Below are 13,700 nucleotides of genomic sequence, written 5' to 3' on the forward strand. Positions count from 1 at the left end.
GTGCCATAGAGGCACACCTGGCCGCAGACCGACAGAACGAACCGTTTGTTTGTTATAATGAACTCACATCGATATCTATCAGGAAAACCTCGTGAGCACCGTCTCAGCCATCGGCAGGAATCTGCTGCGATTTAGGGAACAGCGAGGGCTCACGCTGGCGGGCTTGTCCGAGCGCAGCGGGGTGGCGAAATCGACCTTGTCGCAGCTGGAAAACGGCGAGGGCAACCCCACGATCGAGACCCTGTGGGCTGCGGCCAACGCCCTGGGAGTGCCCTTCGGCCAGCTGGTCAACGAGGAACTGAGCGACGGCGGCGAGCTGTTGGACAAGGGGGTGATTGTTCGATTAATCGAAAAATCGACCGACGACCCCGAGATCGAGGTCTATCTGATCGAACTGCGGCCAGGCTGCCGCAAGGACTCCGCCCCGCATCCGGAAGGGGTGAAGGAACGCATCACGGTGCTGTCCGGGGCCATGCTGGTGGGGCAGGCCGACCGGCCGCGCATGGTGAGGGCTGGCGACACTCACACCTTCGACGCCGATGTGCCGCATGTGTACGCGGCCACCGAGCAAGGCGGCCGGGCCATGGTGGTGATCGTGTATCCGCCCAAGACCTATTCGGCCAGTGCCTCCACGCTCTACCTAGAGTGGCCCCAGGCCCCGAGCGCCTGGGAGGGGGTGCGCAGCGTGATGGAGCGCGCCCTGCTGGAGGTGTCCAACGGCCTGGGCGCGCGCATCCTGCGACTGCGCGGCGAGCCGCTCAATAGGCGTGACGGCCTGCTCAAGCTGCGCCAGATGCAGCACGAGGCCACCGCCGGTCCCTGGCGCTGGCCGGTGCTGTCGCTGGTGGAAGACGACGCCCAGGGGCCGTATGTCGCCGTGGTGCCCATGCCCCTGACCGGAGCCTTTGCCCAACCCGACCAGGCACCGCCCGCCTGGACCAACGCCGACCTGCCGGCTGCCGCCATCCGCCTAGCCCGGCTGGCGGAATCGCCCTTCATCGAGCTGGGCGCGCCCGAAACGGCCGCAATCCAGGCTCATTTGGAGGGCCGCAGCTGGGTGCTCAACAGCCTGGCCGCTGAGGTGCTGCTGCAGCGGGGGCGCATGTGCATGCCGCGGCAGCTGCATCACGTGCGCCCGGCGCCCGCGGCGGCGCAGCGCGGCGGCCGGGACGGGCCGTTCTCCAGCCGCATCGACGTGGAGCAATACGATGCCTTCGAGCTGCTGCACCCCGCCTATGCCCGCCAAGTAGTGGCCGCCGCCCAGGATATCGCAAGCTTCGCCGGACCGCAGCCCGCCTTGCAGGCCATCGACGTGGGCGCAGGGCCGGGTCTGCCGTTGCTGATGCTGCACGAGCTGCATCCGGGTTGCCGTTTCCTGGCCGTCGAACCCGACGAGGCGGCGTTTGTGTGCCTGCAGCGCAATGCCCACGGGGTTGAGGGCATCGAGCTGCATCACGGCGGCTTCCTGGAGCTCGACCTGCCGAGCGGCGAGACACCGCTCATCACCTCTTTCGGCGCCTCGCACCACTTCAACACAGCCTTCATGCTGCAAAAGGCCATGCAGCTGCTGCAGCCCGGCGGGCTGCTGGTGGTGGCCGACGAGTTCCTGCCCGAATTCGCCAGCGTGGATGAACGCAACCTCGCCCTGGTGCGCCACCACAGCGCCTACCTGCTGGCCAGCATGGCCTGGGTGGGTGAGCCGCCGGCCTCCGAAGGGGGGCTGGACCTCAGGCTCTACCGCGACTTGCGCCGCTCCATCATCATGGCCATGGTCGCGGCCACCGAGGGCAAATCGACCCAGGCGGTGAGCCTGTGCCGTAACCTGTATGCGCGCCTGTGCGAGTCCGGTTTGCGCGAGCGCCCTGCACATGAGATCGGGGCCTTCGTGCGCTTCTACTGGCTGGAGCTGCAGGCCATGGTGGCCGGCTTCGACTACGAGGTCGAGCGCAAGACCTTCCCGCGCCGCTTTGCCGGGCTGGCCGCGCTGGCCGGGTTGGAGTTGCGCCGCCACCGCCGGGTGTTTGCCACCACCGGCAGCGACGACTGGGGCGGGGGCACCCATGTCTTCACCTTCAGCAAGCCGGAGGGCGCATGACGCGGCAGGTGCTGCGCGGCCTGGGCGACAGCCTGGCCATTGCAGCGGGCTACGTGCCCGTGGCTTTTTCTTTCGGGCTGGCCGCCGTTCAGATGGGTTTGGGGGCTCCATGGGCCGTGGCCATCTCAGCCATCGTTTTTGCAGGGGCCAGCCAGTTCGTGCTGGTGTCCCTGCTCGCCGCCGGCGGCGGGCCGCTGACGGTGGTGCCCACCATCTGGCTGCTCAATGCCCGCCATCTGCTCTACGGTCGGGTGGTGGCCGAACAGCTCGCGCAGGCGCGCCCGGCCCGCGTGCGCCCGGCCCTGGCCTTTGGCCTGACCGACGAAGTCTTCGCCTGCGCGGCCGCGCGTTTGCCCACCCTGGCCCCGGCCCAGCGCGCGGGCTGGCTGGCTGGCCTGCAGGCCGGGGCTTATGGCGCGTGGATCGCTGGCACCTGGCTGGGGGCCGAGACCGGCGCCCAGCTGGTGGACCGGATCCCCCTGCTGCAGGAGGCTTTGCAGTTCGTGCTGCCGGCGCTCTTCCTGTCGCTGCTGCTGCAGATGGGGGTGCACGGACGTGGCCGGGCGCTGTGGGGGGCGGCGGGTGTCACGCTGCTGGGCCTGGCCCTGGGCCCGGCCCATGTGGCCATCCCGGCCGGCATGCTGGCCGGTGCGGCCCTCCAGTTGCTGCAGGCACACGTGGACGAGGACGGCGACGATGAGTGAAGCCGGCTGGATACAGCTGCTGACCGTGCTGGCCTGTGGGCTGGGCACCTTCCTGCTGCGCTCCTTGCCCTTCTGGTGGGGGCTGCGTCAAAGTACCGAGCGTTCGAACCTTATCCGCCGCTGGTCCTCGGCCATCGGCCCGGCCGCCATCGCCGCCCTGCTGGTGGCCTCGCTCTTCCCTCTGCTGTGGCCGGCCGCCGGCCCCACCCGCGCCCTGCCCACGGCCGTTGCCCTGGCCGCCGTGATCCTCCTCCAGCGCCTGCGCGGGGGGCTGGCGGCCTCCACGCTGCTGGGCACGGGGGTGTATGCGTTGATGTTGTGGGTGATCGGGTGACGCGTTGTACCCAACCACCCCCTGATTTACTCATAACTATTTGATTTAGCTCTGGATTTCACGCTTTCTCGGCAAAAATATCTCCCACTTTCACATCCTCGTGTGCGCGATTTGCGGGAGTTTTCTGTGAAGTTTGCCCGCCCTGCCACAGACGATTTCTTCCGCTCGCGCATCGATCACATGATCGATCTGCGCCACCCGCTGGCGGTGCTGGCCTCTCGCATGCCCTGACAGCAAATCGGAGGATCGGTGGCGCATCTGTTGTCGCGCAAGGCGCGCTCGGGCATCGCCATGCCCGATCTCGATCTGTTTGGTGAACAGGTGCAGCGCCGCGAACGCTTGAGCCACGCGGGGCGCCCGCGCGTGCCGCTGCGCATCATGATCAGCCTCCTGTATCTCAAGCACGCCTTCAACGAGTCGGACGAAGGGGTGGTCGAGCGCTGGCGCAATGCTGGCGCGACTGTATCAGCAAGGGCAAGGCCCGAACACCCTACGAATTCGGCGTCAAGGCGGGCATTGCCAGCACGCTCAAGGGCAACCTGATCGTGGGTGCGCGGGCCTTCCATGGCCATCCGTATGACGGACACACCCTGCGCGAACAGCTCGAGCAGGCCACGATCCTGATGCAAGACTGTGCGGTCGAGCCCGCGACGGTGTTCGTCGATCGGGGCTACCGGGGGGTGGATGCGCTGCAACTCGGATGTGCGCATCGTGCACCGGGGTACGACCCAACGGATCAGCAAGCAGGAGAGTAAGCTGCTCCGGCCACGAAAACATCGAGCCCATCCCCTCTTTTGCGCCTGTTGCAGCCGGCCGAGGCGGGGGCGATATCGCTCAGGCCAGGCTTGATGCGCTCGCAACCGGGGCTCGGGTGAAGATTTCAGGAACGACTATGTAAATGGTCGGCGACGGTGTGCATGGCGGACTTCATGTTCGAAGTGCGGCGGCGCGGGTCTTCGAGCGCCCGGCGCACTTCGCGGTCGTCGATGTCGATGCGGATCATGTGCTATCCTTTTGATGGCCCGAGCATGGGGCGTCCGGTTCATACCCGGAAGTCGTCAAGGACGTGGAGCTCCCGGGGCGGGCCACTTTCTCATGCTCTTGAGCACGATCATCTTGCGCCCGGTGCGCACTTCCCACACCATCACGTAGCGGATACCGGACTGTGGGTCCGTGTATTCAAGCACGATGGCCGGGCGGCCAATATCCGTCGTCCCATCGAGACGCCACTGTCCGTCTCGCAGCGCGATGGCCGCGAGGCGGAAGTCATCGGCGGTCACGGCTAAGGAAGGTCTGCAAAACCTTCCTGCCAGACTGCCGGGATGGGACAATAGCGACATGAAGCAGATGAGTCTGGAGGCGCCGATGTATACGGGCTTTGAGCTGCGCGCCAAGCGCACCCGCAAGCGTGCGTTTTTGGAGCAGATGGACCGTGTGGTGCCGTGGGCAGAGTTGGTCGCACTCATCGAGCCGTATGCGCCGAAGGCGGGTCCCAAGGGTGGGCGGCCACCCTTTGCGGTAGAGAAGCTGCTGAGGATTCATTTTTTGCAGCAGTGGTTTGGTCTGTCGGACCCGGCGGTGGAGGAAGCCTTGTACGACACGCCGCTGCTGGCGAGCTTTGTTGGTCTGGACCTGGGGGTGGATGTCGTGCCGGATGAGAGCACCATCCTGCGCTTTCGCCACCTGCTGGAGCAACACGGCCTGAGCCAGCGTATCCTCGAGACGGTCAATCGCATCCTGACCGAGCGTGGCCTCATGCTCAAGAGCGGCACCATCGTGGATGCCACGCTCATTGCTGCTCCCAGCTCGACCAAGAACGCCCGCCGTGAGCGCGACCCTGAGATGCACCAGACGAAGAAGGGCAACCAGTGGTACTTCGGCATGAAAGCGCACGTTGGGGTCGACGCCGAGACAGGGCTGGTACACACGGTGGTGGCCACCGCTGCCAACGTCTCGGATGTGACGCAGGCGCATCGGCTCTTGCACGGGCAAGAGACCGACGTCTTTGCCGATGCGGGCTATCAGGGAGTGGACAAGCGAGCGGAAAACCAGGGCAAGCAAGTCGCTTGGCACGTGGCCATGCGGCCGGGCAAGCGCCGGGCATTGGACAAGCGCACTTTTCTTGGCCAGGTGATGGATGCCTTGGAACGCACCAAGGCGCGCATTCGTGCCAAGGGTGAGCATCCGTTTCGGGTACTCAAATGCCAGTTTGGCTACCGCAAGACGCCCTATCGAGGCTTGGCCAAGAACGGCGCGCAGCTCAACGTCCTGTTTGCGCTGGTCAATCTGTGGCTGGCGCGCAAAGCCTTGCTGGCTGCGACGGGATAAGTGCGCCCGCAGTGGGCTCACTGGGGCCGGATGGGGCTCCAGAGGGCCCATCAAGGGGCTTGCTGGAGCCAAAAGACGGCTCAGCATCTGCTTCGATCCCGTCATGTGAAACGATATTGACCCTCAACTCGTCGCCACGAACGAGTGGGCGGGGTAGTGCAGAGGTTCCCTAACTGGCCAAGACGCGCCTCTGTCGCCGGATCGCCATGACGCCGAAAAGCGTGACGGACATCATCGGCGGCGAGCGCCCAGTCATAAAGACCCTCGACACCCGCCCGTCTCATCTCATCGCTCGTGAGCAATCCTAGCGTCTGATACGGCTCGACGTGCGCGCGCGCTTCAAGATCTACCTGGCCGATGCGGCCATTGCGCCGGCCGTGATGCTCGAGGGCAAGGCCATCCTGGAGGACGCCGCGGCGCTGGGCGTAGCCACCGAGACGGCCGTGTTCAAGCACCTGTTGCCCGCTACTGCGCGCAGACCGTGCGCTTCTCTTACTGGCGTGGCAAAAAAGACTGGGAAGTGGCTCTCGTCGCCAAAGTGGGCGGCGAGCTGTTTCCCTTCGAAGTAAAGTATCGCGCCCAGTACACTGGCGTACGAGAACTCAACGGTCTGATCGAGCTGTGCCAAGCCAAGCGCATCGCGCGGGGCCACTGAGCTTCTGGAGGGCCCGTAACGATGAAACTTAGAGTCTGTGAACGCCAGCGCCCGCTGGGCTTGCCACTTGGGCGCCACAAACTCACTGTCATGACGCGCGTGGCCGACGACAGGTCGCGAGCCGCAAGGAGGATCTCTTGTCAGCCATCCACGATCTGATTGCCCAGGTCAGCGACCCACGGTTGCGCGAGCGGCTGGCTGCAGAGTGGGCCAGCGCCTCGAAGGAGAAGAAATTCGGCCTGGTGTTCGAGGACCACCTGCCCGAACGGTTGCCGCTGCCCAAGGCCCGGCCGCGCCGCGGTGACCTGGTCTGCCGGCGCGCAGGCCCGCTCAAGGACGTTTGGCGGGTCTTGCGGGTGCGCGACGGCGTCGCGACCTGCGTCCGCCCGGGGGCCGAACCGCATGCAACGCAGACGAACCCCTCGGCCACCGAGACGGTCGATATGGCCGTCGATGAACTGCTCGTGGTGCGCGAATTCGGCGAGCCGATCTTCCCCTCACTGGTACCCATGGACGCGGTGCAAAACGGCGACCCGGCCGGGCCCTGGCACACCCTGATCGAAGCCGACAACTACCACGCCCTGCAGCTGCTGGACTACCTCTATGCCGGCCAGGTGGATTGCATCTACATCGACCCGCCGTACAACACCGGCGCGCGGGACTGGAAGTACAACAACGATTACGTGGACGCCAACGACCAGTGGCGGCACAGCAAGTGGCTGGCCATGATGCAGCGGCGGCTGCGGCTGGCGAAAAAACTGCTCAACCCTGCCGATTCGGTGCTCATCGTCACGATAGATGAACATGAGGTTCATCACCTCGGCATGTTGCTGGAGCAGGAATTCCCCGAGGCGCAGGTGCAGATGGTCACCAGCGTCATCAACCACAGCGGCGTGGCGCGCGCCAAAGCCTTTTACCGCGCCGACGAGTACCTGTTCTTCGTCTTCCTCGGCGCAGCGGCGGTCGTGCCCAACGGCAGGGACATGCTCAACGAGGCTGAGCCTGGCACAGACACAAGGATCGATATTTGGAATCGCCTCTTGCGTCGCGGCACAGGCGCTAGGCGACAGGACAGCCCGAACCTGTTTTATGCATTCTGGGTCGACCCCGTCGCACGGCGCATTCACTCGGTGGGCGACCCGATCCCGCTCGGCCAAAGTCGCGAATCGGTCGCGCCGCCCGCGCCCGGCCTCGTCGCCTGCTGGCCGATCCGTTCCGACGGGACGGAAGGTCGTTGGCAAATCAGCGCGGAGACCGCCCGCAAAGGGCTGGCCGAGGGTACTGTGCGACTGGGCGCTTACACCCGCACGCGCGAGCGCTGGTCAATCTCCTATCTGCGCAACGCCGAGAAAGAGCGCATCCAGCGCGGCGAGATCGAAGTCCTGGGGCGCGACGAAAACGGCGCGTTGATTCTCAGATTCGCCGAGGACGTGCAGCGGGTGAAAAATCCGGTTACGGTCTGGAACCAGCGCTCGCATAATGCCGGAGCGGGCGGCTCCAACCTGCTGCGGGCGCTGCTGCCCGGTCGCCGTTTCCCTTTTCCTAAGTCACTCTACGCCGTAGAAGATGCGCTGCGCTTCTTCGTCGCCAACAAGCCCGAAGCCTTGATCGTGGACTTCTTCGCCGGTTCCGGCACCACGGCGCACGCCGTGCTTCGTCTCAACCGCGAGGATGGCGGACGCCGCCGGTGCATCCTCGTCACCAACAACGAGGTCTCCGCCGAAGATGCTGCCAGCCTGCGCGAGCAGGGGTTCCAGCCAGGCGATCCGGAATGGGATGCATATGGTATCTGCCGCCAGATAACTTTCCCTCGTCTGCGGGCTGCGATCACCGGTAAAACGGACGACGGACAAGCGGTGAAAGGCGAATACAAGTTCAACTTGACCTATCCGATTGCCGAGGGCTTCGCGGCCAATCTCGCCTACTTCAAGCTGGACTTTCTGGACCCCGAGCGCGTGTCGCTGCGCCGCGCGTTCCGCGAGATCCTGCCCTTGCTGTGGCTCAAGGCCGGTGCCGTGGGGCCGAGGCCGGAACTGGCGCGCAACGAACCGGAGCCCGTACTGTTCGCCCCCGAGGGCAGCAACTTCGTCGTACTGCTCGACGAGACGCGGATGGGACGGCTGCTCCAGGCCATCGGCGGCCGCACCGGCCTGTCGCATGTGTTCATCGTCACCGACGCGGACGAGTCGTTCAAGACGATGGCGCAAGAGGTTCAAGAAGCCGCTGGCAAGGCCAACCCCAGCTTGCAGGTGGTGCAGTTGTACCGGGATTACCTGCTCAACTTTATGATCAACCTAGGAGGTGCGAAATGACGGCGACCGCGAACGAACAACCCAGCGCCAAAGACGTGCTGCGCGCCGTGATCGAGGCGCAGCCCGAGGATGCCAGCTTTGAGGAAATCCTGCGCGAGCTGGCGTTCGAGCGCATGCTCGAACGCGGCCTGGCCGACGCCCGCGCGGGACGCAGCGTGAGCCATGACGAGGCGCTGCGGAGAATCCGTGCATGGCAGAGCTGAGGTGGACTGCCGAGGCACTGGCCTGGCTGGAGGACATTGACCGTTACATCGCCGCGGACAACCCGCCCGCGGCTGCCAAGGTCGTTGACGGCATCGTGGCCAAGGCGGAACTGGCCGCCGAGTTCCCCGACATCGGCACCCGGCTGCGCGTCGTGCCCGAGGGCGAGGTGCGCATGTTGCTGTACGGTCACTACCGTATTGCGTATCTGCGTCGAGGCGATGCAGCCATCGTCGAAATCCTCGGCGTCTTCCATGGCGCGCTCGACATCAACCGGTATCTGCCATGAAGGTCACGCTGTTCGACTTCCAGAAGGATGCGCTGCACCAGCTGCGCGACAAGCTCACGGCCGCGCGCCGCTTCGCCAGCACCGACAACCCGCAGGCCATTGCCTTTTCCGCACCCACCGGCAGCGGCAAGACCATCATCATGACGGCGCTGTTCGAGGCCATCCTGGATCAGCCCGACGATGAGCTCGCGTGGCCGCTGGACTGGACTCCGCAGCGGGATGCCGTGATCCTGTGGGTGTCCGACATGCCGGAGCTCAACGAGCAGACGAAGCTGAAGATCGAGAGCAAGTCCGACAAGGTTTACCGCGTCCATCAGCTCATCACGATCGATGCGCACTTCGATGCGCCGCAGTTGCAGGGCGGCTGCGTGTACTTCATCAACACGCAAAAGCTGGCCGTCAATCAACCGCTGACCAATCGGGGTGACGGACGCCAACACCTCATCTGGGAAACGCTGACCAACACCGCCCGCGCGATACCGGACCGCTTCTATGTGGTGATCGACGAAGCCCACCGGGGCATGGCGTCCGGCCGGGGCGCCAAAGAGGCGCAGACCTTGATGCAGCGCTTTCTCCTGGGGCACCCGGAAGTGGGCCTCGTGAAGATGCCGCTGGTCATCGGTGTGTCCGCCACACCCAAGCGCTTTTTGGACCTGCTGGAACATGCACCGCACACGGTGCACAAGGTCGCCATCTCGGCAGAGGAGGTGCGCGCGTCGGGGCTGCTGAAGGACCGCATCTTGATCCACCACCCCGAGTCGCCGACGACGGCCGAGATGGGCCTGCTGCAGGAAGCCGCGCGCCGCTGGCACCAAATGACGCAGGCGTGGCAGCGCTACTGCCAGGAAGAGCAGGCACCGACGGTCTGGCCCATTCTGGTGGTGCAGGTGGAAAATGGCACCGATCACCAGCTCACCCGCACCGACCTCACGGCCGCGCTGGATGTCATCGAGCGCGTCATCGGACGCCGGTTGAACGAGGGCGAAGTGGCCCACGCCATGCACGATGCCGGTGATTTGGACGTGGGGGGTCGCCGGGTGCGGCGGGTCGAGGCATCCCGCATCGATGCGGACAAGGAGATCGGCGTGGTGTTCTTCAAGACGGGCCTGTCCACAGGCTGGGACTGTCCGCGTGCCGAGGTGATGATGTCTTTCCGTCGCGCGGAAGATCACACCTACATTGCCCAGTTGCTCGGCCGCATGGTGCGCACGCCGCTGGCGCGCCGCATCGAAAAAGATGCCGCGCTCAACGATGTGCATCTGTTCCTGCCCTACTTCGACACGCAGGCGGTGCAAAACGTGGTGGCCGCACTGCACAACCAGGAGGACGTGCCGCCGGCCGAGACGGGCTCCAGTCGCGAGCTGGTGGTGCTCCAGCGCCGGGCGGGCACCGAGGCCCTGTTCGCCGCCTTGGACGGCCTGGTGACTTACCGCGTGGGCGCCGTGCGGGCGCAAAGCCCGCTGCGACGCTACATGGCCATGGCGCGCAGCTTGACGCTCGACGGGATCGACGACGAGGCCTGGGGCCAGGCCAAGGCGCAGATCGTGGCGTGGATGACCGAGTGCGTGGCCACTTTGAAGGCCACCGGGGAATTCGATTCGGCGGCGCGCGCCATCACGCAGGTGGGCCTGCGAACCCTGGCCGTGCATAACGGAACCGGCGTGAGTGAGCCGCAAGCGGACTATCGCATCGAGGCATCCAGCGTTGACATCGACCGCCTGTTTGAGGAGGCAGGCCGCGTATTCAGCCACGGCTTGCAAATGGAGTACTGGCGCGCCCACGCCGAGCGCGACGCGGTAGACGTGAAGGTGGAAGCCATCGTGCTGGCGCGCCATCCCACGCAGATGGGCGAACTGGAAAAGCGCGCCGAGCAGGCCTTCCACGCCTTGTACGACCAGCACAAGAAGGCGATCTACCAGCTCAAGGAGCATCGCCGTGCCAACTACGAGAAGTTGCGGCTCGCCACGGCCGAACCGGCCGAGGTGCCGTGGCACCTGCCCCAGGCGATCGACTTCCGGCGACAACCCACGGATACGCTGTGGGAGCGCCATCTGTACGTGGAGGGCAACGGCCAGTTCCGGGCCCAGCTGGGTACATGGGAAGCCGAGGTCCTGAAGGAAGAACTCGCCAACCCGGCAGTGGTGGGCTGGTTGCGCAACCTGGACCGCAAACCCTGGTCGCTGGAGGTGCCCTACATGTCAGGGGGGGAGGTCAGGCCGATGTTCCCCGATCTCGTCATCGTTCGGCAGGTGGAAGGCGGGTATGCGATCGACATCCTGGAGCCCCATCGGCCGGACCTGGACGACAACTTCGAGAAGGCGGTCGGGCTGGCGAAGTTCGCCGAACGACATGGAGCACTCTTTGGGCGCATTCAGCTGATTCGCCAGCAGTCCACCGCCGGCGGTGAGCGCTACATGCGGTTGGAGATCAATCACACCCCCACCATCAAACGGCTGCTGCTGATCACCAGCAATCCGCAGCTCGACGCGGTATTTGCGGAACTTGGCAAGTGAGCAGATAGGGCCTTTGTGAAAGAGATGACTTGACATCCTCCCCGGCCTGAAGTCCGGAGATTCCTTCGGCGCTCAGGCGCGGCCTACCCTGAACGGTGGTGCTTGCCGCGCACTTAGTCGAACGCACGGTAAAGGTGAGCGGTGCATGTCAAGATAGTTGTCGCCTGAATCATGCTGCTAAGGAACCGCTGAATAAACCCCGCCCGTCCGTCTCGAGCGCTGCTGCGCTGGCGGACTGGCCAAAGATGGTGCCGCAGCCCGCACTCAGCGACCCTCGCGGGCCAGATCGGTACCCACGAACCGGCGGATGGCCTAACTGTCGTACAGCGCGTCCTCGAGGCCTTCGTCCGACAGCCCAAAGCCCTTTTGCACGACGTACGCCCTGAGCTCGCGTCGGGTGAGCTTCTTCTTGGAGACGACCTCGAGTTCGGCAAAGCTCGTCTGGATGGGCATGGGGCTGGTCTGTGGGCTGGGTTAGGCAGGGTGTGTCGATATGATGGTGCCAGGTCGTGGGAAGGTTGGGGATTGAATCAGTTGATCCCTAGCCAACGACACGACCGCCGGCTTCACGCCCGCGGCAGCGTCACGCCCCGCTGCCCCTGGTACTTGCCGCCGCGGTCGCGGTACGAGACGTCGCAGACCTCGTCGCTCTCGAAAAACAGCACCTGCGCGCAGCCCTCGCCGGCGTAAATCTTGGCTGGCAGCGGGGTGGTGTTGGAAAACTCCAGCGTCACATAGCCTTCCCACTCGGGCTCGAAAGGCGTGACGTTGACGATGATGCCGCAGCGGGCGTAGGTGCTCTTGCCCAGGCAGATGGTCAGTACGTTGCGCGGGATGCGGAAGTACTCCACCGTGCGCGCGAGCGCAAAGCTGTTGGGCGGGATGATGCAGTGGTCCCCGTGAAAATCGACGAAGCTCTTCTCGTCGAAGTTCTTGGGGTCGACCACCGTGCTGTGGATGTTGGTAAAGACTTTGAATTCCGGCGCGCAGCGGATGTCATAGCCGTAGCTGCTGGTACCGTAGCTGATGACGCGCCGTCCGTCGACCTCGCGAATTTGGCCCGGCTCGAACGGCTCGATCATGCCGTATTCCTCCGCCATGCGGCGGATCCATTTGTCGCTTTTGATGGTCATGGTGGCGTGGCGCAACAGTCGTTCACTGCATTTTACGTAGGCGACGCGCGCCAGTCAGGCCGCTGCGGCGGCAAACGCGGCATGGAGCCGCTGCAGGTAGCGCGCGCGGGTCGGCTCGTCGATGAACGCGGCCTCGAACCCGTTGGCCAACAAGCGCCACGCCTGACGCGCGCTCAGGCCCAGCGCGGCCACGGTCTGCACCAGGTTGTCGCCCACGTAGCCGCCAAAGTAGGCCGGGTCGTCCGAATGCACCGACACGCACAAACCGGCATCCAGCAGCCGACCCAAGGGGTGCCGTGTCAAATCGGGATAGACGCACAGCTTGACATTGGACAGCGGGCACACCGTCAGCGGCACGCGCTCGCGCGCCAGCCGCTGCATCAGGGCGGGGTCGTGCAGCGCCTGCACGCCGTGGTCGATGCGCTGCACCTGCAACAGGTCGAGCGCTTGCCAAATGTAGTCTGGCGGCCCCTCTTCACCTGCGTGGGCCACGACGTGCAGCCCCAGTGCGCGGGCACGCTCGAAGACGCGCACGAACTGGCGCGGAGGGTGATCGCGCTCGCTGGAGTCGAGCCCCAGGCCGATGAAGTGTTCGCGGTACGGCAGCGCGGCTTCCAGCATCGTCAACCCCTCGTCTTCGCTGAGGTGACGCAGCACGCACAAAATCCACTGCACCGACAGCCCGAGTTCGGTCTGCGCGCGGCGCTGCGCCGCGACCAATCCCTCGAACAGCACGGCCATCGGGATGCCGCGTGCCGTGTGCGTCTGCGGATCGACGAAACATTCGGCATGGACCACGCCGTCGGCGGCCGCGCGCTGGAAGTAGGCCCACGCCAGGTCGTAAAAATCCTGCGCCGTGCGCAACACCCCAGCGCCGGCGTAGTACAGGTCCAGAAAACTCTGCAAGTCGGTAAACGCGTACGCCGCGCGTACGTCCTGCACGCTCGCGTACGGCAGCGTCACGCCGTTGCGCTGCGCCAGCGCGAACATCAGCTCCGGCTCCAGCGTACCTTCGATGTGCAAGTGCAGTTCGGCCTTGGGCGCCGAGCGCAGCAGCGCGGGCAGACGCTGCGCCGGAATGCGGTCGAACGCGATGTCGGGTTCGGCAAGGGCGGCTGAATCCATGGTCGGCTCCG

The 13,700-nt window shown here is 65.2% G+C and carries 15 protein-coding genes and 1 pseudogene; 11 read left to right on the plus strand and 5 right to left on the minus strand.

Going from position 1 to position 13,700, the window contains the following annotated elements; all coding sequences use genetic code 11:
• Positions 1–91: 91 nt before the first annotated feature.
• The 5 genes and pseudogenes from ACPP3B_RS01925 to ACPP3B_RS01945 form a co-directional block, all read left to right on the plus strand.
• Entirely contained in the window at positions 92–2,095 is a 2,004-nt protein-coding gene (locus ACPP3B_RS01925) for a helix-turn-helix domain-containing protein (protein ID WP_424859559.1), read from the plus strand.
• Positions 2,092–2,799 (plus strand): AzlC family ABC transporter permease, encoded by a 708-nt coding sequence (locus tag ACPP3B_RS01930; RefSeq protein WP_143969135.1) that lies wholly within the window; start codon positions 2,092–2,094, stop codon positions 2,797–2,799. Before ACPP3B_RS01925 ends, ACPP3B_RS01930 begins: the two co-directional genes overlap by 4 nt.
• Complete coding sequence (locus ACPP3B_RS01935) at positions 2,792–3,133, plus strand: AzlD domain-containing protein (RefSeq protein ID WP_068610301.1); 342 nt, start codon at positions 2,792–2,794, stop codon at positions 3,131–3,133. Before ACPP3B_RS01930 ends, ACPP3B_RS01935 begins: the two co-directional genes overlap by 8 nt.
• A gap of 291 nt (positions 3,134–3,424) precedes the next feature.
• On the plus strand, positions 3,425–3,676 hold the full coding sequence (locus ACPP3B_RS01940; RefSeq protein WP_268807361.1) for a transposase: 252 nt from the start codon (positions 3,425–3,427) through the stop codon (positions 3,674–3,676).
• A pseudogene (locus ACPP3B_RS01945) lies at positions 3,592–3,819 on the plus strand (IS5/IS1182 family transposase); the annotation flags it as partial. The gene ACPP3B_RS01940 and the pseudogene ACPP3B_RS01945, both read left to right, overlap by 85 nt.
• A gap of 194 nt (positions 3,820–4,013) precedes the next feature.
• On the opposite strand, the gene ACPP3B_RS01950 reads toward ACPP3B_RS01945, so the two are convergent.
• The gene (locus ACPP3B_RS01950) at positions 4,014–4,136 is read right to left on the minus strand and encodes a hypothetical protein (RefSeq protein ID WP_269429399.1); all 123 of its coding nucleotides are present in this window, start codon (positions 4,134–4,136) and stop codon (positions 4,014–4,016) included.
• 55 nt (positions 4,137–4,191) lie between these two features.
• Positions 4,192–4,413, minus strand: a complete 222-nt coding sequence (locus tag ACPP3B_RS01955) for a hypothetical protein (protein ID WP_043701316.1) — start codon at positions 4,411–4,413, stop codon at positions 4,192–4,194.
• A gap of 58 nt (positions 4,414–4,471) precedes the next feature.
• Between ACPP3B_RS01955 and ACPP3B_RS01960 the strand changes: the two genes are divergently transcribed.
• From ACPP3B_RS01960 to ACPP3B_RS01985, 6 genes are all read left to right on the plus strand, one after another.
• The gene (locus tag ACPP3B_RS01960) at positions 4,472–5,461 is read left to right on the plus strand and encodes an IS5 family transposase (protein ID WP_066708478.1); all 990 of its coding nucleotides are present in this window, start codon (positions 4,472–4,474) and stop codon (positions 5,459–5,461) included.
• A gap of 520 nt (positions 5,462–5,981) precedes the next feature.
• The gene (locus ACPP3B_RS01965) at positions 5,982–6,116 is read left to right on the plus strand and encodes a hypothetical protein (protein WP_424859560.1); all 135 of its coding nucleotides are present in this window, start codon (positions 5,982–5,984) and stop codon (positions 6,114–6,116) included.
• Between the two features lie 137 nt (positions 6,117–6,253).
• Entirely contained in the window at positions 6,254–8,428 is a 2,175-nt protein-coding gene (locus ACPP3B_RS01970) for a site-specific DNA-methyltransferase (protein WP_424859561.1), read from the plus strand.
• Positions 8,425–8,631, plus strand: a complete 207-nt coding sequence (locus ACPP3B_RS01975) for a hypothetical protein (RefSeq protein WP_043699415.1) — start codon at positions 8,425–8,427, stop codon at positions 8,629–8,631. Before ACPP3B_RS01970 ends, ACPP3B_RS01975 begins: the two co-directional genes overlap by 4 nt.
• Positions 8,619–8,918, plus strand: a complete 300-nt coding sequence (locus tag ACPP3B_RS01980; protein ID WP_043699412.1) for a type II toxin-antitoxin system RelE/ParE family toxin — start codon at positions 8,619–8,621, stop codon at positions 8,916–8,918. The genes ACPP3B_RS01975 and ACPP3B_RS01980 overlap by 13 nt, the downstream gene beginning before the upstream one ends.
• On the plus strand, positions 8,915–11,431 hold the full coding sequence (locus ACPP3B_RS01985; RefSeq protein ID WP_300843293.1) for a DEAD/DEAH box helicase: 2,517 nt from the start codon (positions 8,915–8,917) through the stop codon (positions 11,429–11,431). Before ACPP3B_RS01980 ends, ACPP3B_RS01985 begins: the two co-directional genes overlap by 4 nt.
• 312 nt (positions 11,432–11,743) lie before the next feature.
• Here ACPP3B_RS01985 and ACPP3B_RS01990 read toward each other — a convergent pair whose 3' ends face one another.
• The 3 genes from ACPP3B_RS01990 to ACPP3B_RS02000 form a co-directional block, all read right to left on the minus strand.
• Positions 11,744–11,884: a hypothetical protein gene (locus ACPP3B_RS01990; protein ID WP_156137228.1), complete on the minus strand. Its 141-nt coding sequence runs from the start codon at positions 11,882–11,884 to the stop codon at positions 11,744–11,746.
• A 113-nt stretch (positions 11,885–11,997) separates the two neighbouring features.
• Positions 11,998–12,564 carry a dCTP deaminase gene (gene dcd, locus ACPP3B_RS01995; RefSeq protein WP_058616447.1) on the minus strand — a complete coding sequence of 189 codons (567 nt, stop codon included), beginning with the start codon at positions 12,562–12,564 and terminating at the stop codon, positions 11,998–12,000.
• 54 nt (positions 12,565–12,618) lie between these two features.
• Positions 12,619–13,689: an adenosine deaminase gene (locus ACPP3B_RS02000; protein WP_300843292.1), complete on the minus strand. Its 1,071-nt coding sequence runs from the start codon at positions 13,687–13,689 to the stop codon at positions 12,619–12,621.
• Positions 13,690–13,700 lie beyond the last annotated feature (11 nt).

Source organism: Tepidimonas sp. HKU77, from assembly GCF_049728535.1.
Lineage (GTDB): Bacteria > Pseudomonadota > Gammaproteobacteria > Burkholderiales > Burkholderiaceae_C > Tepidimonas.